Origin of the sequence: Bacillus sp. JNUCC-21 (assembly GCF_041222765.1) — a bacterium.
In the GTDB taxonomy this organism is placed as follows: domain Bacteria; phylum Bacillota; class Bacilli; order Bacillales; family Bacillaceae; genus Bacillus; species Bacillus velezensis.
Map to the genome: position 1 here is coordinate 2,193,286 of NZ_CP166019.1, position 19,255 is coordinate 2,212,540.

Consider the following 19,255-nt stretch of genomic DNA (forward strand, 5'->3'; position numbering starts at 1 on the left):
GGCTCACTTTTCTTCAGGAAACGCAAAAAAGCCGCCGATATCGGCAGCTGATAAAGAAAAAACACCCGCGGCAGGAAAAACCGCAGATGTTTAAGAAGACATCGATTTATTCGAAACTTTTTTCAATACGAAACCAATTAAAACACTGTATGTACAAACGGCTGCAAATAAAAATAACATTGTCATTTTCGGCACCACCTTGAATGAGAATCATTTTCATATTTATATCTTATCATGAGTGAGAATGATTTTCAATCTCTATTTTGCGGTGTTTTCTTCTAGCGCTTTCTCTTCGGCGCGAATCCTCACAGTGAGCATGCAGGCATTGAGAATCGAAAAGAGAAACAGTGTCCAATACGCTCCGTATAACAGCGGCAGAAAAATAAATTCTAAGATGACGACCGCGTAGTTCGGGTGCTTCATCCACCTGTACGGCCCCTTTCTGACAAGCTCCGCATCCGGCACGACAAGGATTTTCGTATTCCAATACCGCCCTAATGATAATAGCGCCCAATACCTGATCCCCTGTACAAATAAAATGATACATATAATGGCGGCCCACCTTGGAGAAAGCGTTTTTTGAAACGCCGCCACCTCAGCTGTAAGAGAGACAAAAAAGAGCACGTGCATCAGGACGAGAAAGGGATAATGTCCTTCTCCGTATTCGACTGCGCCTAGCTTTTTCACCTTTTGCTCATTGCGCCGGGCCACGATCATCTCCGCAATCCGCTGGGCCGCAAGCAGCATGATAAACAGCCAAAACATTAAGAAGCCCCCTTGTCCCAGCTGAACAGCAAAAGCTCAGACGAAAATCCCGGCCCGAGAGCGCCGATCAGCCCTTTCTCGTTTTCTTTCTGCCGTCCGCGGAGCAACTGTTCTTTTATCACATGAAAAATAGTTGCGGAAGACATGTTCCCGTGTTTTTGCAGCACCTTCCGAGATGCCGCAAGCTGACCGGTGTCCATTGAAAGACTCGTTAAATAGGCGTCAATGACCTTTTTCCCGCCTGGATGGGCAAGAAAGGTTTTAATGTCGTGAGGACTGACACCATATTCAAATAAAAATTCATCAACATTGTCCTTCAGCCACTGTGAAACCAGGGTGGGAATATCTCTTGAAAAAATGACTTGAAAACCGCTGTCCGTGAATTCCCAGCCCATCACATCTTCCGCATCCGGCATCATCACCGATTGGGTGGCGAATATCCGCGGAAGAAGCGGCTGTTTGACGTCGTTTCGGCTCGCCTTTTCTCCTCCGATTAGTAATGCGGCAATCCCGTCCGCAAACAGGGAGGTTCCGATTAAGTTGCTTTTTGACTTGTCGTTCGGCTGAAACGTTAAACTGCAAAGTTCAGCCGCGATGACAAGCACGTATGCTTCAGGATACGCGCGGCAGTATTCGTACGCCCTGGACAGGCCGGCCGCTCCGCCCGCGCATCCTAAGCCCCAGATCGGTATCCGTTTTGTTTTCGCAGAAAACGGTAGCTGATTCATCACTTTCGCTTCAATGCTGGGTGTTGAAAGCCCGGTGCTGGAAATAAAAAAGATCGCATTGACTTTTTCATATGGAAAGGGATTTGTTAAACAATCCGGGTTTGTTAAACAATCAAGTGCCGCATCCGCACTGTGCTTAACGGTTTCTTCCGTATACAGCCGGTTTTTTTCTGAAAAACCCCGTGCCGTTTTATACCATTCAATCGGCCGGACAAACTGCCTTGATTCAATTTCGCCGTTTTGAAAGGCTTTTAACAGCCGGTCAATATCCTTAAATGAATCGGCAAACATCCCTCTCGCAAAATCCGCCGCCGTTTCTTGCGAGACATGATACTTCGGAATGCTCGTTCCGACAGATAACACATATGCCATGCCCATCACCTCTTTACATAAAGGTTCCCGCTTTTTTCCTGAATGTATGCATAAGTTTGAATCGAGGATTTCACTGACATGCCATTTTAATAGGAAATTGGCCCTTTTGAATAAGAAACCCTTCGACTATACTTGACCCATTCATAAAAAAAGGTTGTGATTGGGATGCTGACACCTGTCATTCTTAGAGGGTCACTCGTTCAGTTAGAGCCGATGACGATTGATCACACTCAGGCACTTTGTGACGCTGCTTCAGAAAATAGGACGACTTACGCTTACACCCATGTCCCTGACGGAATCGAAGAAACAAAGCGTTATATTGAGCGCGCGCTTTCCGATTATGAAAAAAGACTTGCATTGCCTTTTGCAGTACGGAGTCTTGAAACAGACCGAATCGTCGGAAGCACGCGGTTTATGGATGCGGAAGTGTTTACGCGGCCGGCGGACGCAGCTCCGGAAGTGTGTGAGATTGGCAGCACATGGTATGCCTCTGCCGTGCAGCGGACTGGTGTCAATACGGAATGTAAACTTCTGATGCTGACTCATGCGTTTGACGTGTGGCAAGCTGTCAGGGTTACGCTGAAAACCGACGTTCGCAACCAGCGCTCACGGACTGCGATTTTGCGGATCGGAGCCCAATTTGAAGGGATCCGCCGCGCACACATTCCGGCTGTCGACGGCGGTCTCAGAGATACCGCCTACTACTCCATCCTTCGGGAGGAATGGCCTTATATCCGGCAAAACCTTTCTGGCCGGCTCAAAGCATATAACTGAAAAACCTGCCGATATACGGCAGGTTTTTTTACATATTCGGATCATGGACGTATAAATTGAGATCGATCCGTCCGTCTGACGTGACCGCTACCCCCTCAGCTTCAAGAGACAGCTTCTGTACAGAAAACATCTCTTCGTCTCTCAATCCGATTTCGCCCTTTGCATTGATGACCCTGTGCCAAGGAAGACAATGCTTTTTACTCATGGAGTGAAGAATCCTCACAACCTGCCTCGCTCCCCGCGGACTTCCCGCAAGATCGGCAATTTGACCATACGTCATCACTTTTCCTTCAGGAATCTGTTTGATAATGGCTACCGTCCGTTCCGTAAATGTCATGCAACTCCTCATTTCGACTAAAAATGATTTCCCTAGTATCATACAACAGTTTTGACGTCATATGATGATGCCTTACTCTGGAGGCTTAAAATAAGATGGTACGAGTTAATAAAACTCATGGGGGAAAATACTTTCTTATATTCACAAAAAGTTAACATAAGTTTATATGGACAAATTTTACATACAGTTATATAATACAGTTGTATCAAATAAAAAAAGGGAGTGTTTTAAATGAAATTTAAAAAAGTTTTAACCGGTTCAGCTCTATCACTTGCTTTACTTGTTTCTGCTGCTCCTGCTTTTGCAGCAAGCCCGGCTGCAGATGGCGGGAGTCATAAAACTGCAGCTCCTCAGGCAGTGTTAAAAACTATATACATCAATGCTAATACACGTGGAGAACTTCTTAATGTAACAGTATTTGCTGGAGTTAAATACTATTTAAAAGATGCCAAGCAGAACAGTGATGGTACATGGACTGGTGAATACCAAGGTTGGTTTTAAGATTATCTAAGGGATAAGAGATTTTTCTCTCATCCCTTTTTTCATAGTTGTTTTCCCTACTAACCTCCTAAAAACCACGATCATCGAAGAGCGTTGTGCGGCGATCCTAAGCAACCGTATGTCAAGCTCTGTCTCAGCAGCAGACCGTTGTTCCTCAATGCATTTTAGCAGAATGTCTCAGTATGCATCCTTTTTTGTTCCCAACCATGCCGCTTTTCCTATGACTTAATTGTGTTAATTGACAACTCGTATTTCTTGGCAAGGTTCTTCTATTTCATGCCTTACGCACTCCTTATACTCCTTGGTGTGCTTTTCAGCCACCAATATTCACCGCCGCCTCTTGTATTGGAGATTCCGAAATGAATTCACCCTCGCAGAATAGTTTCTCCAGTTAGGAAAACACCTAAAATGAATAAAATTAAATGTAAGGGCAATAATTTTTCGTGAGCAAGTACACATAAAACCTCTTACTTGCTCTTTTATTTTTGATAAAACACAATCCAGGGTGATAACATGAGATTTGCTTGGGAAGAATTAATTATAATTGCATTCGGAATGATTTTACTGAGAATTTCAGGGAGAAAATCCATTGCACAAATGACCATTGCACAGACAATGGTCATGATTTCAATCGGTACGATTATCGTTCACCCCATTTTAGAAACCAGTTTATTGAAAACATTAATCGCTGCGTCTATCCTTTTTAGCGCTTTGATTTTGATGGAATGGTTTCAAGTAAAAGTAAACTGGATTGAATCTTTTTTAACTGGAAAATCTAAATTCGTTATAGAAGACGGCCAACTCAATATAGAAAACTTAAAGAAGCTGAGACTGACAGCAGATCAACTCGAAATGCGTTTAAGACTTCTTGGCATTTCAAACATAAACACAATTAAATATGCCACTTTAGAAGCTAATGGACAATTAGGTTACGAATTAAAAGATGACTGTAAGCCTTTAACCATCAAAGACCTTAAAAATGTGATCGATCCAAAATGTCTTAACAAAGAGCCTCAGCCTCAAAAAGATGATCAAGCCAATATATTCAAGGAAATCAAAAAACACCAGACTCAGCACAAGCCAAAAAATCTTGAATAATTCGCTGATTAGTAAAGCCTTTTGTTATTCAAAACCGAAGCCGAATCAGACCGTTAACCGCCAATTTTTACCGAAACCGGTTTACAAGAAACAAAAAAAGCATCTGAAGCAGATGCCTTTTTTAAATTGATATTGCGACGATGAAAAGAGTCGGCAACCCCCGTATTTTTCGAGAGGTCCTTGTATGCGCCTGAATATGCTTTTCAGCCGCCTATATCCACCGCCGCCCTTAGCCATAATGTTAGTCAGTTTGTTTTTATAAAATCATTGATTAATTGATCAGTCGTTAATATTGTGGCAAATTCATCATGCAATGTTGCCAGAGATATATTGTGAATAGTCTCTGCATCATAATATGTATCATTTTGATCTCTCATTCCGAAGGCTGCTGTTGCATCTGAAATCAGGTATGTATCAAATCCTAAATTACCGCTCATCCTTGTGGTTGTTGAAACACAGTGCGGCGTAGTCAAGCCAGTGATTACGACAGTTGTTATATCATTTGCTTTTAAAAGCTCTTCTAGATTAGTCCCAATAAAGCTGCTGTTTACTTTTTTGGTTATAATGACTTCTTTTTCCATAGGTTTAACGATTTCCTTTATAGCAACCCCCTCATTTTTTGGATAAAATAAAGAACCAGGTTTATCAGAAGTATGTTGTATGTATATGACTGTCCATCCTTTTTCTCTCCATAATTTCAGTATTTTGCTGATATTTTCTTCCGCCTTTACGTTATTTCGTTCTCCCCACTTTTTATCATCAAAGGCTTTTTGTACATCCACAATGATTAAAGCTTTTTTCTTTTCTGCCATCAGATAACCTCCTATATTGAAAATTCGTATTTATAACATTTTAAATAAAGATTTTACTTTTGTACAATTGTTTCAGTGTTAAATTTCATATCGCACCTTCCCCGTTGGAAAAGCATTGAAATATCTAAAGCTAGCACTCACTCAAAAGCTGCAGATCACCAGAGGCCAGCAATATTCAACTCTTTTTCTCTATATACTTATCAATATCCTGAAATAAGCCGCAACAGTGAATGAAAAGATTGCCCCTAACTAAATTCACGCTCGCAAAATATTAACAAAAAAACCCTTGGTTATTTTTGTATTGTATGTAATAATACAAGTGTATTAAAAAACAAAGGAGTGTTCAAAATGAAATTAAAAAAAGTTTTAACTGGTTCTGCCTTGTCTCTCGCTTTACTCGTTTCCGCTGCCCCTGCTTTTGCATCTAGCCCTGGTCATACAAATAGCGACTCAACTCAAACAAAAATTTCGACACAAGCGACCAAAGATTCTTTTACAATGGATTACCTTCATAGATGGGATATCCCAAATACAACTGTTAAGAATGGTGTTACATATTACCTTAAGAAAGTAGAGATAATCGAAGGGTTCTATCGCGCAACTTTTGAAGGATGGATTAATTAAAAGAAGGGGCTTTCCCTTCTTTTCACTCTCATTTGTAAGGATCCGTGCACAAGATACTCGTTCACGTACATATAGTCCGGGACGGTTTTTCGGCAAAAAAAGTGGATGCCTCATCACTCAATTTGTTTCTTTTCAAACAATGAAAATAATAAATGAAAGAGGATGCCTCGCAAAAAGTTCAGCAAACTTTCGGAAGCATCCTCGATCTGGATAAAATAAGATGTTATTTTAAAGAAAAACGGGTGACTAACCCTCTTGAACCCTTGTCACATCAAGGTTTTTTTTCGTTTTAGGAATCATATTATAAATAATATTCAAAAGGACGGCGGTAAAGCTTCCGGCGACGATTCCGTTTGTGGTCAGTAGATTTAAGTAAGACGGCAGGTGCTTAAACATATCGGGAACGACGGTTACACCGAGTCCCAATCCGACCGAACACGCGACAATCAGAAGGTTTTCCTGCTTTTTAAAGTCAATTTGACTGAGCATTTTAATGCCGTAGGAGATGACCATGCCGAACATGGCCACCATCGCGCCTCCCAGTACGGAAGACGGGATGATGGTCGTGAAGGCTGCGATTTTCGGAAAAAGGCCGAAGAGCATTAAAAGTGCGCCCGTGACACCGATAACCGCGTTTTTCTTAATTCCTGTCAGCTGCACGAGGCCGACGTTTTGGGAATAAGCCGTGTACGGAAAAGCATTAAAAATGCCGCTGATGAATACCGCCAGGCCTTCCGCGCGGTAGCCTTTTGCTAAATCACGTTCAGACAGGCGCCGGTTTGTCAGGTCACCGAGAGCGAAATAGACGCCGGTTGACTCAACAAGGCTGACAATGGCAACGATGGACATCGTAATAATCGGTGCCGCATGAAATGTCGGCGTCCCGAAGTAAAACGGTTTAATCATTTGAATTGCGTCAGCATTCGCCACATTGTCAAATTGCACTTTTCCCATAAAATATGCGATGGCCGTCCCGATGACAATGCCGATTAAAATCGAAATAGATTTCAAAAATCCTTTTGTAAACCGATAAAGCAGCACGATGATGACGAGCACCGTAAATCCGAGGGCAAGGTTAGCCGGATCACCGAAATCCTTGCTGCCTTCCCCGCCGGCAATATGATTCATCGCGACCGGCATTAAGGTCATCCCGATAATCGTCACAAGCATTATAGTTTAAGTACAACAAAAAAAGAGCCGGCTTAATGGCTCTTTTCTTTTGCTAATAAATTAGACATTACTTCATTCACTTTTAGATTCACTTTCTTAATTGCATCAGCCGATGGTTGATTCATGCTTTCAATCGTTATACGATATTTTTCTATTTCAAACGATTGCTTTGACGATGATTTAACGAATTCACTCATACAGCGCTCACACTCTGCTGTTCTTTTTTAATCAAATCATCGCAAAGCTTATTCAAGTAATATGTATAGTTAACTTTTTTCTTCATCGAACGGACTTCTGTGCCGATCTCTTCACAAATTGCAATTGGAATGCTGGCTTTGTTTACTTTATTCTTATATGTATGTTTCAATTGTTTTTCAGCTATGTTCTTATATGTAAGGAAATCATTGATATGTACGAAATAAACTTTATTTTCTGGCTCTCTAAATTGAAACAGAAACCCAGGGATTACGTTTGGATATTGAGTGGCCTCTTTTAAGTGTTTAATCTGTTGTGGCTTGATGATCTTTTCACTGAAGGATACAGACTTATCCTTTGTTGATTTAAGCTCAAAGGGGAACAAGTATCCCTTAAAGAACAGAAAGCAATCATATTTGTTTTTTGATACTGCAGCTCCCCTTTTTAAAAACACGGGATTTACATCTTTAATTCTGTAAAAGAACAGCTTTTGATCTGCTGCTGATTTTTCTATATTTGCTTCAAAAACCTTGCCCTGATTTGTACCTGCCAATCAATCACTCTCCTAAAATATTGAAACCAAAATTAATTGATATCAAAATAAACCTTTGCTACACTGTTTTATGTTAATTAATATTGAAGAGCTATGCGAATGGAACCACGAAGAAAGAAGAAAAGTTAAATCTTAATCCCTTTCCGAGCCCATCTGATTTCCTGCATCAATTCTTCATTATTATCCGAAAGGTTGATTAGGTTACGGTGAGCTCTTTCGTATTCTTTGTTCTTGATAGCTTCCTTAGCCGTGACCATTTGCCTTTCCATTTTGTTGTACAGTGTTTGAATTGTATTATTTACTTCAGCTATTATCCTCCACCTCTAATCATCTAATTTTATTTTTAATCTAAATAAAAGACCGATTTTATTTAATCCTTAATTGCTTAACTTCATTTTCCAGCCATTCAACATACGACATGTCTTGAGTGTTTTTTGCATATTCATTTAATAAAGAATCCTCTTCTATAAAATCAAATGCGATTTCTGTTTTTTCATCAATAGGCAAGTAAATAGCTGCAATTCCGTTTTTCGGATAGAAAGAAGTCTCAAACCATGATAAAACATTATTCCCTTCATCATCTCTCCAATCATGCCGCGCAACGCTTCGATTGTATGCTTCAAAAGGATTCAAATCTAATAAAAATTTAATCTCATCATGCTCAATTGATGCCCCAACTATTTTCCCCATCATCATGGGATCGACTGATTCTTCAATCCATTCATATACATTATCGTTAAATTTAATAATCGGTTTTTTGCCTTCTAATACAAGTTCATATAATTTGATAGTCTTCATTGAAATAACCCTCCCCAAATCACTCCTGCTGCAATTGCAACAATAAATACTGAAATAAATTTAATTACACCAATATACACTGCAAATTTAATATCCCCTTGAGAATCCATGTTTGCTAACAACACAAGCCCAAATGCAACGAACAAAATCCAAGCTGTAACGATCAGATCATTCGCCCCCTTTGATTAACTGTTTGCAAATATTAGTATATTCCTGAATACTATTAATGATCGTGATGATGCAACCCCTTACCTCTTCTGGCTCTTTAAAATCCATCTCACATTTAAGACAATATTCATCGATCTCAATCATTGCAAGAAATTGGTCATTGCTTGGTAAATTTTCGAAATTAATTTTCTTTAATCTTGGGATGCCCTTTCCCCTAATCCATTCAATGAAGGAATAATCAACATTGCTCTTTGTTGCAGCGATTTTTAAAAACTCATGAATATCAGAAGAGTTCTCAATATTGAAATAAATATGAAGGCTTTTCTTCATGAGATCAAACAACCGCATAAGAGCTCCATCAATTTTATTGTCTGTTTTAGTCTCGAAGTTTATATCAAACCAGGACATTGCGTTCTTCATTCATTCCCTCCTTGTGCAAATCGATTATTTCTGGTACCCGTTGAAAGAAAGTAATAATGCAATCCCTAGCATCATGTGGATATTCGCAATCAATTTCGGCATCGGATATGTAAATTTCATATTCTATGCTGGATATTAGTTGAAGATTATAAGGTAGCTCGAACTGTAAGCACACCCTCAGATTAGGCATCTGCTCATTGACAAACTTCAAAAACTTCTTCTCATACTCAGGAACCTGTTCATATAATTTGTTTACATGTTCTTCAATTGTGTTTGCGTGCACTTTGTACAGATTTTCGAACAGTGTTTTGTTGATGTCCATTAACTCACTTAGAGCTTTAACAGCTCTCTGATTTCCAGTTAGAGTGACTCCCCACCATTTAAGCTCCTTTGTAGTACTCTCTTGCATTTGTCCCCATAAGAAATTACTATTGTATCCCCTTAGTGTATTGGGGAGTTGTTTAGACTCGATATGTGAGCCATTACTGAAATGAATACTAATCTTACTCTCTAAACTATTACTCACTTGACTAACCCCCTTAAGCGTTCGACTTCTGCAACTAACCATTCAGCATAACTAATGTGAATTTTCATCATCTTTGTTGATCTAAATTCTCTAGACATTACTTCAACAAATTTCTTAACTTCATCAAATTCAATTTCTTTCATTGAGATTTATCCCTTCTAAATGAAATCAACATTTTATTCATTTATAATTGTATTAATACTGTTCAAATGGTCATGTGTCACAGAAATTACTCTTCCTTCTTCGTCGGTTTTGACTACTGCATAAATAGGAACTAAAAATCCACCATCTCTTTCAGCTATCCCTTTTGCTCTTTCTTTAGACTTCTCAGTAACTTCATTGATTTTCATGAGCATCATTTCCTTTCTGTATAAAATTAGAATTTTATTTTCCTTAAATTGAATAGCCGCCGCATGCAACACACAAAACAAAAACGACTGTAATAGACAGGAAAGCTAGTATAAAAATACAACCGTATAAAAACCCATTTAAAAACCCATGTGTATACTCTTTTAACTTAATCACCTTCTTTTTTTAGAGCTTACTCACCTCTACCTAACTCAGATTAATAATTTTGATTGTAGGAATATCTTTTAATCTTGTCATGTTGTCATGATAAATAACTCCTACAGTCTCATCATGGAATTGCTTTTCGATAAATTGCTCAACTTTTCCGAGAGCTTCCACGAATTTTTGACTATTTAAAAAGCGAAAGTCAATTTGTCTTGAACTTATAGTTAGAAATAAACCAAGGTCTTCGTGTACCCCAGAGGAGAATCCCATTACTTGTTTATGTCTATCTAATTGTATATTGAAGTCGATTTCACAACGTTTAATCAACATTCGTAAGGGAAGCTTCTTGCTAAGAACTATTGAAAATGAATGTGACAATATGTATCCCCCTATCTAAACCCATGGTAAAGTGTGTGTTAATTCATCCTCCACGACCAATAGTCATTTAAATCACCTCTATTCAAATTAATGTGTATATTTTCAAAACATCTCCACACAATACAATTGAACAAGCTTGTTTACATACAACTTTAGGAGATGATCATATGGCTCAACAAAACAGATCAAACAACAGCAATGAATTACTTGTGCCTCAAGCTGCTGGTGCCCTTGAACAAATGAAGTATGAAATTGCTTCTGAGTTCGGTGTGAACTTAGGGCCTGAGACAACTAGCCGAGCAAACGGTTCAGTAGGTGGAGAAATTACAAAACGTTTGGTTCGCTTAGCTCAACAAAGCATGAATGGCCAATTTCATTAATGTATGAGGGGAACGTTCCCCTCTCTTTTTATGCTCCTCTTCCAAATCCATAAAGTACTACTGGCATTGTATTCACCTCCCTTTAGTGAACAAATGTACTTCGTCTAATCAGCTCGTCTAAAACAATTTGAAGTTTTCTTCTCTGGTCTTTTATGTATGCATTGTTATCGGTACTCAATCCATCATTAATTCTATTTTGTATGTCTGTTTTCAGTCTCTCTAAGCTTTCAATTGGTAATTTTTCTAGACTAACTTTATATGATTGATTCATTTTAATAGCCCCCAGCAAAAACAAGTGAAATTATCAATAACCAAAAGACTGCTCCAGAAACAGCAAGAAAGCTTTTTGCAATACTCATAAACTCTTGAAAATCATTCTTCAACGACTCTTTCACTGCAACACCTTCTCTTTAAAATACAGATTTCATAAAGAATTAAGTGCAGCACAGCAATTGCAAAACGCTATTCCGTTGTTGACCGACCAGTCCTCCCCTAATTCGTCGCCGCACTCAGCGCATCGGCAGCTCGATATTACTTCGTTTAGAAAAGAAATTTGATCAAGAAGTTTAGGAATGTCTTGATGTGCGTTTGCGATGAAGTCTGCGTCCTCTTTGTTCTCCAATTTATGAATGAGGAATGTAACCTCGCTATATTCCGTTTCAATATCTGAAAATATGCGATAGTAAGTTCGGTGATCCATCAGTCCGTCGTTTTCCTCTGCGACCCATTTACCGCCTGTCGCTTTTGTCGCACGCTGACGGATTTCTTCGAGTTGACCTTTCGCTAGTTTACCGCTTCAATCACACTACGGAAATTACTTTCTTCCTCGTAGCTAAGTGCGCGATCCATATCACAAACTAATGATCGGTGATACTCCTGCACCTTATCCTCTGCCTGTTTCTTCGTGCTTGTCGGGTTCATTTACTCGCCCTCCTCTAAGGTTGTTAATTCCCTTTTTAATTCGTGGAGCTCTTCGTAAAGATCATTGATCTCCGCTTCAGTCTGTCTAATATCCTCAATTATTTCGTCTTTCCTGCTCACTTTAGTACCTCCCTTAATTCTTTAATATATTAAACAACGTATAAACAGTAAGAAATAAAAGTTGTATCCCCCATATCCACCAAAGCCATTCCAATCTGTATCTCCTCTCTCATACTAATAATGATGTGCATATCTCATGTTTCTTTTGATATCGTTTTTATTCAGACTGCTCTGCCTCTTCGCGTGAATCGTCAATGATCCTTCCATATTTAGCGGCCATTGACGAAAGACCTGCCATACCATCGCACCATGCTTTCTCGCCTTTTGCTATTACGTACTCTTTCGATTTATCCACTGTCGATCTAACAACGTCGCCCACACGAACATCAGTCGGCTGCGGCGCGTTCAAGTATTGGTTTGGCACCGCCAAGCCTAACGCACGTCTTAACGCAATCGCCTTTCCGATGTGAACGTTGAAGCAGTCGTCAGGTACGGCTTTTGCGATTCCTCTTGCGTAGACCTCTCGGGTACGAATCCCTTTCAACAAGACGACAACAGTTCGCTTATGGCGATTTACTACGAATTCAACTTCACAGGATGCGTGGTAGAATGCGTTTAATTTATATCTGACTCCATCACCGTTTTTCGTTAATTCCCAAACGTCTGCCTTCACCTGCTTAACGATTTCATCACGGCGGGCTTGGGCGGTTTTCTCTGGCTTCCATAAACGTTCCTCTAACGTCGTACAGACCGGAGTCGCTACTGTATTCACATCGCCAGGCATAATAACAACGTCTTGGTTCGTTTTTGCGTAGTGAACTACGAACCTATACGAATATGCTCCACCAATAACGACATCTCCAAAGCGAGATTTATAGCCGAAATATTTATCGTCCTTCTTTTCAAATACCGTATTCGCATTATTGATCACCGTTTGATTTACGTTTTTCATTCCTCATCTCCTCCAATTTATATTAATTTAATTTGATTCTCAATTTCCTCAATAAATCCCTGTAAAGCTTCTTCATCAACAATTACTTGTCCATGATGGACTCTAATGATTTCTTCCATTCGATCATCCATATTTCTAAACTCTTCTGCTTGCTGCAAAGTAAACATTGCTCTGTATTTCTTTATGTATAAAAGAAAATCTTTAAGTACTCCGATCTCCCCAATTTTGTGGAGATTGAAATCTTCTTGTTCCACTTCTAGCCGGAGTAAAGTTGCTTCCTTTTCTAAAACATCAATTTCAAGCTGTTCTTTCTTTGACAACAATTCTCGCTCTTTTTGTTGCAATTAATCACCTCCTTATAAGGATTTAATATGTATTCACAATGTGAATGTGGATTATGGTTTTAAACTGATTCATACTGTAAATGCTTGTTTTTCTTTTTGCTAATTTTATACTCTGCAATTTTTAGTGATTCAAGAGTCCATCCGTTATTATTCAAACTCCCGAAAAGTGTGTTCATTAATTGGAGCTCTTGTTTTAAGTTTCTTCTCTTTCTCAATATCTTTTGACCTTTTAACGAAAGATGATATCCCTCTGATGCATTAAATTTGTCCTCTTCTAGCTTGTGATAAAATTCATTGAGTTCTTTGTCAACTTTCCCTAGCTCTTTATAAAGGTTTTCAATTTCATTTTGAAGTCGTTGTTTAGTCTCCTCAATTGCAACAAGAGGCTTGGAAATGGAAACAAGATAATCTTTTACAGTTTTCATACCATCACTCCTTTTAATTATTTTATTTTTATTCTAAAAGTATGTAAAAAAAGACAAGCTTTTAACTTGTCTTTATCTTATCATTCAACTTTTCAAAAGTCTATAACTATTTTATTTTTATCCTTAAATTATTTTGAGTAAGTCACAAATGAATAATTAAATGTGGTATTGTTTTCTGCTTTTCTGTGATCCTTTTCAATTGCTCTCCAATCGTCATTTAACCTAGGAAAATATGAATCTGCCTTCTCTGCAACTGAATCAACAATCGTCAAATAAACCTTATCAGCATGTGGCAAGAATGCCTCGTATATAGCACCTCCTCCAATGACCATTACCTCTTCATTTGTATCCAGTTGACCACGTATAAGCTTCAACACATCGTCAACCGAATGATAAACGAATGAAGAGTGATCAGGCTTGAAATCTTTGTTTTTGGTTAATATGATATTCCTTCGGTTCTGAAGTGTTTTTCCTGTTATGTTTATGATTGATTCATATGTAAACCTTCCCTGAATACACAACTTTCCTGTAGTGAGTTCTTTAAAACGTTTCATGTCTTCAGGAATATGGTAAAGCAAATTATTTTCATACCCAATGGCCATTGATTTATCGCAGCAAGCAATAAGAGATAGCATTATACTGCTACCTCAAAGTAAAGCTTGTCTCCATGCTTATAATTAATCAATTTGAAATCATCAATTGTGAAATCATAAAAATCTTTTACATCTGGATTAATCCATAACTCAGGTGCTTCATACTGCTCTCTGTCCATTTGAATCTTTAAATTGTCTATATGACGAGTATATACATGACAGTCTCCGATATTGAAGATATACTCACCTAGCTCATAGCCAGTAACTTGAGCAATCATACGTTGCAATACATTGTACTGAAACACATTAAACGGATTCCCTAAAGCCATATCGTTACTCACTTATGTTCAGTAGAAGTCGCTACTTTCTACCCGCTTTCGCAGCTTTATGTTTCCATAAAGGTCAGACTATATCATTATCCTATTTGTAAAAGTATCCACTGTATTTGTCATTTTTGCTTTTGATTCTATGGAGGATAGTAGCAGGAACTACATTTAACTGCCTTGAAGCTTCTGTAGCACTTTCATATTCTGTTCCATCTATGATAACTGGTCTTGAATTTTTCGGCTTTCTGCCTTTAAACTTTTTAGACATATAAGTCTTAAATTCATCACTGTGTGTTTTTCCATAGAACGGATTTTTTTCACCCACTCTTTGAGAAGCATATTCTGACAACTTGGCCTTACTCTCCTCACTATGTTTTTTACCTTTAAAAGGGTTATCGTGAGTTGAGTAATAAAGCTTATTATGATTTGATATCTTTAGCTTTGTCGTTTCAGTATGCTTTCTTCCAAACATCGGATTATTTTCTCCTTGAACATATTGCCATCGCTTAGCCTTTTCTTCAGGCGACATCTTCAAATAGACTTTCTTCAAACTGTCGGCTCTTTTGAGGATGATATTTGTTTTATCTGGGTGATAGCTTGTTAGGTCACCGCCACGGTAAGCTGATTTACTTATGTTGTACATTTCTTCATAAAAATTATCAATATACCATTGCTCCTTGGCCATAGCCTCTTCTTTGGGTAAAATATGTACTACCTCTCCAATAAATACCTGCTCTCCATGTTTATTAAACGAGTTATTTAAATATCTATTAATATGTCTATTGTTTTTTAGATTTCTAAAATGTACTTTTAGCCTCTTTTCACAGTCTTCTGAACTGCCAATATAAAACTTTCCTGTATTTTTATTTGTTATTTTATAAACGCCTGATTTTATTTAATCACCCTCTACTTTAAATTATAATACAGGATCAAATAGGATACTCTGCTTTTCCATCACCAATAGCTTGTGATGTACTCTACTCCCTCCAACAGATGGGGTTTCGATAGTCGTTGAACCTTCACCCTTTTAGGTGCTTGGCTGCTGATTACCCTCGGCTACATTCACGTTAGGGCTTCCCAGCAATTAACAGAGTTAACAATGCGTATTACTACGCAAAGCCGCTAGTAATTAACGGGCTCTTACCTCTAAATGAAGCTTACCTTGTTTTATGTACCATTGCGTCTCATACACACAAGGCGGTAAAGCCATAGAGTCTAAATCATCCGGATTCCAAAGCGTTGTAATATGTCTACGTGAAGATGGGTTGTTTTTCAACTGATGGAGAAGATAATCAACCTGGTCAACTTTCTCACCGTTTAGCATTCTGTTCTTTTTACCAAGCTGATAGCCATATGCATTGCCTATCGTGTTGTCTTCTTGTTTCCATTGATCCCAAATATGTACGCCCATCTTGTTTAATTCGTTAACATCATTTGATTTAAGCTGCCAGATCCAAAGCAATTCCTTGATTGCTGTTTTCCAGGCGACTTTTTTAGTCGTTAAAATCGGTACTTCGGAATTATCAAACCGCATTTGCTTACTGATTACACTGAGTGTATGTGCCAGTGTCCCATCTGTATCCCATTTGGTTCTGACATCGAATTCTTTGTCTGATACTCCATTATTAATTATGTCATTTATGATTGTGTTGTACTGCTTATCAAATTGACTCATAATTTCCTTCCTTTCAAATCCATCGTTTGGTAAAATATTCTTGCCCACATAATGGAAAGAGGTGATCTTTTTGTCTGTTTACAAATACAAGCCAGCGGTGGTTAAAGAAGTACTGGAATGTAAAACTGAAAGATTAACAGACTCAATTGAAGCAAGATATTGTTTATCAATAAAGCTTAATAATAATTTAGACTCTTCATATGTGTTTATTATGTTAAATCCCAGTATTGCTGACAAAGAAGTATCCGACCTCACTATAACTAAGTTATGTAATTTTAGCCACTCATTAAATGAAGTTGGATCCATTCATATTGTCAATCTATATCCTTTTTACGAAACAAATTCAGAAGAATTGTCCTCAATAATTCAGAAGCTTCAAAAAGAGGACAGTAGCCTGTATGAAGCTACTGTTAAGACTAATCATCAAATTATAGCCAATTTAGCTAAAGAATCTAAAAAAGTAATCTTTGCTTGGGGCGATTGTCCAAAACGATTCGATAAACGAAGTTTTAATAAACAATGTCAAGATGTTAAACAGCTCCTAAAAGGAATAAATAAAGACGAGGCATTTGTTATCAAAACCCATTACAACAGGTTGCTCACAGTTAAGAATTCACCAAGACATCCCTCTAGACCTGGGCTTAAATGGCTCGAACCGTTTCATGAATTAGACGCTTAAATGAAACGATAAATAATAAAGTTAACCACGAAGACAATATTACCGCAAACAAAAAGCATATATACGAACTTGTTTTGTTTATTGTTTGAGTCACCGTCCAAAACATCAAGAATTTTAAACATTGTTAAACCGGTATATATTAAAGCAAAAGCTGTCCAAGCTAACATTAGCAAGTTACCGTGCGTGATCAGTCCGATAGTAGCCAAGGGGATAATGAACGAAATCCCCTTGAATAATGTCATGGTAAACACTAAGTTCTTATTTTTCTTCAGTTCTTTATAGGGTGTGTTAGAAAGCATATGCGTAACTTTAGCGTATACATTCTGTTCTCCTCGTGTAATTAATCTAATTTCATTTATGTTTAGTGCAAATAAGTATGCTGCAAGTAATAATGTAAAATATGTAATCCTAATACATCTCCTTATTTTATTTTTATTCTATAAATGACTATACTTAATCAAACAACTCTCCTGCTCTCTTCATGTCTTTAATTTCCTCACTTACACTTTCTTTGATTGCGTGAGGTAACTGATCAATTCCCCGTTGAATTCTTTTCTGACCTGTGTTTCTTATTTGTAATGTTAGTTCTTTAAACCCTTCCAATGATTCATCTGAAATTAAATCAAACTGATGTTGAATCTTAGCTAATAAGCTTATGTATTCTTCTTCATCTTCACTGAATAATTTTAGGCCATTTTTAAGGTTGTCTATTTCTTTTAGATGGTTTTTTATTTTCTTTATGTGATTATTCATATTTCTTCACATACTCTTTGAAAACATCGGCAATTTTATGAGTATTGTGGAATACAGTTTGCCCTAATGAAGTGGCATGAGAATAAAGAGGGTGATTATCAGTATTTTTAATTTCTTCTTGTAAACAATCAAGAAGGATTCTTTCTGTTTTCACTGACACTTGTTCTAACAGCCAACTGTTCCCGTTGTCCATAGAAAGCTGAATTCTTATTTCTGGCGGCAAGTTCTTAAATGCATTAATAAAGTCGTCAACCTTATATTGATCAGTCGGATGTAGCCTTGTTTTAATTGAAATTTTCATTTTCAAATCTCCTTTTTGTTTTAATTTGATTCTAATAAACTCAAAAAATTAACTGTTGCAACTCTATACCTTTGGTCTTCTTCATAAGCTGCAACTTGTTTCATATGCTCCAAAAACACATCTTCAAGCCCATGTTTTTGAATAAATCCTAAACACAGACCATTCCTGAAGAGCATGTCATCATATTTTGATTATGAATCTTTATGGCTGTTGTTTATGGCATATTTCCTCCTCATAATTTGGTTAAAAGTCTTCTTTTATAGAGATGTTCGTTCAATCGACATCCCTACATTAATGTGATAAATGTGAAAAAATAAACCCTTTGGTATCCCTAAGTTCTTTATAAACTTCAGTCATCATAATTTCGCTTTTTTCTAAATTTTAAACTTGTACATGTTCCCTTTTCTGTCTACATGATAGCGTCCTTTTGGATAATACACATATCCATCTGCATTTACCTTATCAATTACATTAAACATGAATTCGCCATGTTTTGTATTCCCTGTCATCCACGCCTTTTTACGTAATCTTTTTTTCATCCAGCATCTCCTTTGTAGGTATAATTGTTGAATTTTTTGAGTATTTTAAGTTGTACCCTGGCTAAGACCCTCCACTGGACAAACATCATGATCTAAGCCAGGGCTTGTATTACTTAGTTCCAGTCGATCCGTGTCCACCTCGATCATCGTTGCCTAGATGATCTACCTCGATCAATTCAACTGCAGGCATCTTCTTCATGATTCTGAACTGACAGATACGATCCCCTTTTTTAATTTCTGTATCCCGTAAGGCATAAGCCGGAAAGAACCAGAAATCATTGTCTCCCTTGTAGGACTCATCAATAACACCCATTGAGTTTGTCTCAATGATGCCAAAGTTTTTAAATGTGCTTGAACGCGGAACAACATGAGCCTCATATCCTTCTGGTAGCTCCATCGCTACTCCTAATGGAATGAGTTTAAATTCGTCCTTTTTGATTGCTACATCTTCAGCTGCTCGAAGATCAATCCAATCCCCTTGCTCAATTTTGCTAATTCTCGTTTGAGTTTCGTCTAGATATTTGATTTTAATTTTCATTATTTATTAGCTCCTTTTGTTTTATTATGTGAAAAAA

Annotated in this window: 30 protein-coding genes and 3 pseudogenes; 6 read left to right on the forward strand and 27 right to left on the reverse strand. The window is 37.8% G+C overall.

Translation table 11 applies throughout. The features are described from left to right. Window positions 1-90: 90 nt before the first annotated feature. The 3 genes from fbpC to JNUCC21_RS10710 all read right to left on the reverse strand — a co-directional run bounded on the left by fbpC (window position 91) and on the right by JNUCC21_RS10710 (window position 1,865). Entirely contained in the window at window positions 91-186 is a 96-nt protein-coding gene (gene fbpC / locus JNUCC21_RS10700) for a Fur-regulated basic protein FbpC (RefSeq protein ID WP_025284905.1), read from the reverse strand. A 72-nt stretch (window positions 187-258) separates the two neighbouring features. Continuing rightward, window positions 259-765, reverse strand: coding sequence for an isoprenylcysteine carboxyl methyltransferase family protein (locus tag JNUCC21_RS10705; protein WP_060562806.1), 507 nt, complete (start codon window positions 763-765; stop codon window positions 259-261). Beyond that, entirely contained in the window at window positions 765-1,865 is a 1,101-nt protein-coding gene (locus JNUCC21_RS10710) for a type III polyketide synthase (RefSeq protein WP_369878107.1), read from the reverse strand. Before JNUCC21_RS10710 ends, JNUCC21_RS10705 begins: the two co-directional genes overlap by 1 nt. Window positions 1,866-2,030: 165 nt before the next feature. Between JNUCC21_RS10710 and JNUCC21_RS10715 the strand changes: the two genes are divergently transcribed. Continuing rightward, complete coding sequence (locus JNUCC21_RS10715) at window positions 2,031-2,639, forward strand: GNAT family N-acetyltransferase (protein ID WP_015240071.1); 609 nt, start codon at window positions 2,031-2,033, stop codon at window positions 2,637-2,639. 28 nt (window positions 2,640-2,667) lie between these two features. On the opposite strand, the gene JNUCC21_RS10720 is transcribed toward JNUCC21_RS10715, so the two are convergent. Further along, window positions 2,668-2,976 (reverse strand): MGMT family protein, encoded by a 309-nt coding sequence (locus tag JNUCC21_RS10720; protein WP_369878108.1) that lies wholly within the window; start codon window positions 2,974-2,976, stop codon window positions 2,668-2,670. Window positions 2,977-3,207: 231 nt separating this feature from the next. On the opposite strand from JNUCC21_RS10720, the gene JNUCC21_RS10725 reads away from it, so the two are divergent. Further along, window positions 3,208-3,477 (forward strand): hypothetical protein, encoded by a 270-nt coding sequence (locus JNUCC21_RS10725; protein WP_015240073.1) that lies wholly within the window; start codon window positions 3,208-3,210, stop codon window positions 3,475-3,477. Between the two features lie 513 nt (window positions 3,478-3,990). Then, a complete protein-coding gene (locus tag JNUCC21_RS10730) occupies window positions 3,991-4,575 on the forward strand; it encodes a DUF421 domain-containing protein (protein WP_025284908.1) in 585 nt (194 codons plus the stop codon). Window positions 4,576-4,820: 245 nt separating this feature from the next. Here JNUCC21_RS10730 and JNUCC21_RS10735 read toward each other — a convergent pair whose 3' ends face one another. After that, window positions 4,821-5,387, reverse strand: a complete 567-nt coding sequence (locus JNUCC21_RS10735; protein WP_012117823.1) for a cysteine hydrolase family protein — start codon at window positions 5,385-5,387, stop codon at window positions 4,821-4,823. A 348-nt stretch (window positions 5,388-5,735) separates the two neighbouring features. Here JNUCC21_RS10735 and JNUCC21_RS10740 point away from each other — a divergent pair, with 348 nt between their 5' ends. Then, entirely contained in the window at window positions 5,736-6,011 is a 276-nt protein-coding gene (locus JNUCC21_RS10740; RefSeq protein ID WP_015417694.1) for a hypothetical protein, read from the forward strand. 246 nt (window positions 6,012-6,257) lie between these two features. Here the strand turns inward: JNUCC21_RS10740 and JNUCC21_RS10745 are convergent. The 8 genes and pseudogenes from JNUCC21_RS10745 to JNUCC21_RS10780 form a co-directional block, all read right to left on the reverse strand. Further along, window positions 6,258-7,178: pseudogene (locus tag JNUCC21_RS10745) on the reverse strand (nucleobase:cation symporter-2 family protein); the annotation flags it as partial. 196 nt (window positions 7,179-7,374) lie between these two features. Continuing rightward, window positions 7,375-7,929 (reverse strand): Holliday junction resolvase RecU, encoded by a 555-nt coding sequence (locus JNUCC21_RS10750; protein WP_125122771.1) that lies wholly within the window; start codon window positions 7,927-7,929, stop codon window positions 7,375-7,377. A gap of 366 nt (window positions 7,930-8,295) precedes the next feature. After that, window positions 8,296-8,727 (reverse strand): hypothetical protein, encoded by a 432-nt coding sequence (locus tag JNUCC21_RS10755; RefSeq protein WP_160342484.1) that lies wholly within the window; start codon window positions 8,725-8,727, stop codon window positions 8,296-8,298. A 168-nt stretch (window positions 8,728-8,895) separates the two neighbouring features. Further along, a complete protein-coding gene (locus tag JNUCC21_RS10760) occupies window positions 8,896-9,315 on the reverse strand; it encodes a hypothetical protein (protein ID WP_197200288.1) in 420 nt (139 codons plus the stop codon). Then, window positions 9,290-9,841 (reverse strand): hypothetical protein, encoded by a 552-nt coding sequence (locus JNUCC21_RS10765; RefSeq protein WP_197200289.1) that lies wholly within the window; start codon window positions 9,839-9,841, stop codon window positions 9,290-9,292. The genes JNUCC21_RS10760 and JNUCC21_RS10765 overlap by 26 nt, the downstream gene beginning before the upstream one ends. After that, window positions 9,838-9,984: a hypothetical protein gene (locus JNUCC21_RS10770; RefSeq protein WP_094246823.1), complete on the reverse strand. Its 147-nt coding sequence runs from the start codon at window positions 9,982-9,984 to the stop codon at window positions 9,838-9,840. The genes JNUCC21_RS10765 and JNUCC21_RS10770 overlap by 4 nt, the downstream gene beginning before the upstream one ends. A gap of 33 nt (window positions 9,985-10,017) precedes the next feature. After that, window positions 10,018-10,191, reverse strand: a complete 174-nt coding sequence (locus JNUCC21_RS10775) for a hypothetical protein (protein WP_181816560.1) — start codon at window positions 10,189-10,191, stop codon at window positions 10,018-10,020. Between the two features lie 205 nt (window positions 10,192-10,396). Continuing rightward, window positions 10,397-10,732: a hypothetical protein gene (locus JNUCC21_RS10780; protein WP_068947578.1), complete on the reverse strand. Its 336-nt coding sequence runs from the start codon at window positions 10,730-10,732 to the stop codon at window positions 10,397-10,399. Window positions 10,733-10,899: 167 nt separating this feature from the next. Here JNUCC21_RS10780 and JNUCC21_RS10785 point away from each other — a divergent pair, with 167 nt between their 5' ends. Then, window positions 10,900-11,112, forward strand: coding sequence for an alpha/beta-type small acid-soluble spore protein (locus JNUCC21_RS10785; RefSeq protein ID WP_042976081.1), 213 nt, complete (start codon window positions 10,900-10,902; stop codon window positions 11,110-11,112). Window positions 11,113-11,194: 82 nt separating this feature from the next. On the opposite strand, the gene JNUCC21_RS10790 is transcribed toward JNUCC21_RS10785, so the two are convergent. The 10 genes and pseudogenes from JNUCC21_RS10790 to JNUCC21_RS10835 all read right to left on the reverse strand — a co-directional run. Continuing rightward, window positions 11,195-11,383 carry a hypothetical protein gene (locus JNUCC21_RS10790; RefSeq protein WP_038458499.1) on the reverse strand — a complete coding sequence of 63 codons (189 nt, stop codon included), beginning with the start codon at window positions 11,381-11,383 and terminating at the stop codon, window positions 11,195-11,197. A 1-nt stretch (window position 11,384) separates the two neighbouring features. After that, window positions 11,385-11,507 carry a hypothetical protein gene (locus JNUCC21_RS10795; RefSeq protein ID WP_257784844.1) on the reverse strand — a complete coding sequence of 41 codons (123 nt, stop codon included), beginning with the start codon at window positions 11,505-11,507 and terminating at the stop codon, window positions 11,385-11,387. A gap of 388 nt (window positions 11,508-11,895) precedes the next feature. Next, window positions 11,896-12,033: a hypothetical protein gene (locus tag JNUCC21_RS10800; RefSeq protein ID WP_369878109.1), complete on the reverse strand. Its 138-nt coding sequence runs from the start codon at window positions 12,031-12,033 to the stop codon at window positions 11,896-11,898. Between the two features lie 277 nt (window positions 12,034-12,310). Further along, window positions 12,311-13,045 carry a hypothetical protein gene (locus tag JNUCC21_RS10805; protein ID WP_369878110.1) on the reverse strand — a complete coding sequence of 245 codons (735 nt, stop codon included), beginning with the start codon at window positions 13,043-13,045 and terminating at the stop codon, window positions 12,311-12,313. A gap of 17 nt (window positions 13,046-13,062) precedes the next feature. Beyond that, the gene (locus tag JNUCC21_RS10810; protein WP_369878111.1) at window positions 13,063-13,389 is read right to left on the reverse strand and encodes a hypothetical protein; all 327 of its coding nucleotides are present in this window, start codon (window positions 13,387-13,389) and stop codon (window positions 13,063-13,065) included. A gap of 59 nt (window positions 13,390-13,448) precedes the next feature. Then, window positions 13,449-13,814, reverse strand: coding sequence for a hypothetical protein (locus tag JNUCC21_RS10815; protein ID WP_369878112.1), 366 nt, complete (start codon window positions 13,812-13,814; stop codon window positions 13,449-13,451). Window positions 13,815-13,942: 128 nt separating this feature from the next. After that, complete coding sequence (locus JNUCC21_RS10820; protein ID WP_369878113.1) at window positions 13,943-14,449, reverse strand: dihydrofolate reductase; 507 nt, start codon at window positions 14,447-14,449, stop codon at window positions 13,943-13,945. Then, window positions 14,449-14,745: pseudogene (locus tag JNUCC21_RS10825) on the reverse strand (thymidylate synthase); the annotation flags it as partial. The pseudogene JNUCC21_RS10825 and the gene JNUCC21_RS10820, both read right to left, overlap by 1 nt. Before the next feature lie 82 nt (window positions 14,746-14,827). After that, a complete protein-coding gene (locus tag JNUCC21_RS10830; protein WP_261801496.1) occupies window positions 14,828-15,628 on the reverse strand; it encodes an NUMOD3 domain-containing DNA-binding protein in 801 nt (266 codons plus the stop codon). A 237-nt stretch (window positions 15,629-15,865) separates the two neighbouring features. Beyond that, window positions 15,866-16,408 (reverse strand): annotated as a pseudogene (locus JNUCC21_RS10835) (thymidylate synthase); the annotation flags it as partial. A 70-nt stretch (window positions 16,409-16,478) separates the two neighbouring features. On the opposite strand from JNUCC21_RS10835, the gene JNUCC21_RS10840 reads away from it, so the two are divergent. After that, window positions 16,479-17,087 (forward strand): DUF1643 domain-containing protein, encoded by a 609-nt coding sequence (locus JNUCC21_RS10840; RefSeq protein WP_369878114.1) that lies wholly within the window; start codon window positions 16,479-16,481, stop codon window positions 17,085-17,087. 453 nt (window positions 17,088-17,540) lie between these two features. Here the strand turns inward: JNUCC21_RS10840 and JNUCC21_RS10845 are convergent, their stop codons facing one another. From JNUCC21_RS10845 to JNUCC21_RS10860, 4 genes are all read right to left on the reverse strand, one after another. Continuing rightward, entirely contained in the window at window positions 17,541-17,840 is a 300-nt protein-coding gene (locus tag JNUCC21_RS10845) for a hypothetical protein (protein WP_046559727.1), read from the reverse strand. Then, on the reverse strand, window positions 17,833-18,141 hold the full coding sequence (locus JNUCC21_RS10850) for a hypothetical protein (RefSeq protein WP_369878115.1): 309 nt from the start codon (window positions 18,139-18,141) through the stop codon (window positions 17,833-17,835). Before JNUCC21_RS10850 ends, JNUCC21_RS10845 begins: the two co-directional genes overlap by 8 nt. A 374-nt stretch (window positions 18,142-18,515) precedes the next feature. Next, window positions 18,516-18,680, reverse strand: coding sequence for a hypothetical protein (locus tag JNUCC21_RS10855; protein ID WP_162992616.1), 165 nt, complete (start codon window positions 18,678-18,680; stop codon window positions 18,516-18,518). Window positions 18,681-18,789: 109 nt separating this feature from the next. Then, window positions 18,790-19,218 (reverse strand): dUTP diphosphatase, encoded by a 429-nt coding sequence (locus tag JNUCC21_RS10860; RefSeq protein ID WP_072589209.1) that lies wholly within the window; start codon window positions 19,216-19,218, stop codon window positions 18,790-18,792. Window positions 19,219-19,255: the final 37 nt, after the last annotated feature.

Bases quoted from the DNA above. Each gene is read 5' to 3' on its own strand.
- JNUCC21_RS10785 (WP_042976081.1), top strand. From the start codon at position 10,900: ATGGCTCAACAAAACAGATCAAACAACAGCAATGAATTACTTGTGCCT.
- JNUCC21_RS10760 (WP_197200288.1), bottom strand. From the start codon at position 9,315: ATGAAGAACGCAATGTCCTGGTTTGATATAAACTTCGAGACTAAAACA.
- JNUCC21_RS10855 (WP_162992616.1), bottom strand. From the start codon at position 18,680: ATGAAAAAAAGATTACGTAAAAAGGCGTGGATGACAGGGAATACAAAA.
- JNUCC21_RS10705 (WP_060562806.1), bottom strand. From the start codon at position 765: ATGTTTTGGCTGTTTATCATGCTGCTTGCGGCCCAGCGGATTGCGGAG.
- JNUCC21_RS10710 (WP_369878107.1), bottom strand. From the start codon at position 1,865: ATGGCATATGTGTTATCTGTCGGAACGAGCATTCCGAAGTATCATGTC.
- JNUCC21_RS10735 (WP_012117823.1), bottom strand. From the start codon at position 5,387: ATGGCAGAAAAGAAAAAAGCTTTAATCATTGTGGATGTACAAAAAGCC.
- JNUCC21_RS10860 (WP_072589209.1), bottom strand. From the start codon at position 19,218: ATGAAAATTAAAATCAAATATCTAGACGAAACTCAAACGAGAATTAGC.
- JNUCC21_RS10715 (WP_015240071.1), top strand. From the start codon at position 2,031: ATGCTGACACCTGTCATTCTTAGAGGGTCACTCGTTCAGTTAGAGCCG.
- JNUCC21_RS10730 (WP_025284908.1), top strand. From the start codon at position 3,991: ATGAGATTTGCTTGGGAAGAATTAATTATAATTGCATTCGGAATGATT.
- JNUCC21_RS10805 (WP_369878110.1), bottom strand. From the start codon at position 13,045: ATGAAAAACGTAAATCAAACGGTGATCAATAATGCGAATACGGTATTT.
- JNUCC21_RS10800 (WP_369878109.1), bottom strand. From the start codon at position 12,033: ATGAACCCGACAAGCACGAAGAAACAGGCAGAGGATAAGGTGCAGGAG.
- JNUCC21_RS10820 (WP_369878113.1), bottom strand. From the start codon at position 14,449: ATGCTATCTCTTATTGCTTGCTGCGATAAATCAATGGCCATTGGGTAT.
- JNUCC21_RS10770 (WP_094246823.1), bottom strand. From the start codon at position 9,984: ATGAAAGAAATTGAATTTGATGAAGTTAAGAAATTTGTTGAAGTAATG.
- JNUCC21_RS10790 (WP_038458499.1), bottom strand. From the start codon at position 11,383: ATGAATCAATCATATAAAGTTAGTCTAGAAAAATTACCAATTGAAAGC.
- JNUCC21_RS10755 (WP_160342484.1), bottom strand. From the start codon at position 8,727: ATGAAGACTATCAAATTATATGAACTTGTATTAGAAGGCAAAAAACCG.
- JNUCC21_RS10775 (WP_181816560.1), bottom strand. From the start codon at position 10,191: ATGAAAATCAATGAAGTTACTGAGAAGTCTAAAGAAAGAGCAAAAGGG.
- JNUCC21_RS10740 (WP_015417694.1), top strand. From the start codon at position 5,736: ATGAAATTAAAAAAAGTTTTAACTGGTTCTGCCTTGTCTCTCGCTTTA.
- fbpC (WP_025284905.1), bottom strand. From the start codon at position 186: ATGACAATGTTATTTTTATTTGCAGCCGTTTGTACATACAGTGTTTTA.
- JNUCC21_RS10725 (WP_015240073.1), top strand. From the start codon at position 3,208: ATGAAATTTAAAAAAGTTTTAACCGGTTCAGCTCTATCACTTGCTTTA.
- JNUCC21_RS10845 (WP_046559727.1), bottom strand. From the start codon at position 17,840: ATGAATAATCACATAAAGAAAATAAAAAACCATCTAAAAGAAATAGAC.
- JNUCC21_RS10720 (WP_369878108.1), bottom strand. From the start codon at position 2,976: ATGACATTTACGGAACGGACGGTAGCCATTATCAAACAGATTCCTGAA.
- JNUCC21_RS10815 (WP_369878112.1), bottom strand. From the start codon at position 13,814: ATGAAAACTGTAAAAGATTATCTTGTTTCCATTTCCAAGCCTCTTGTT.
- JNUCC21_RS10850 (WP_369878115.1), bottom strand. From the start codon at position 18,141: ATGAAAATTTCAATTAAAACAAGGCTACATCCGACTGATCAATATAAG.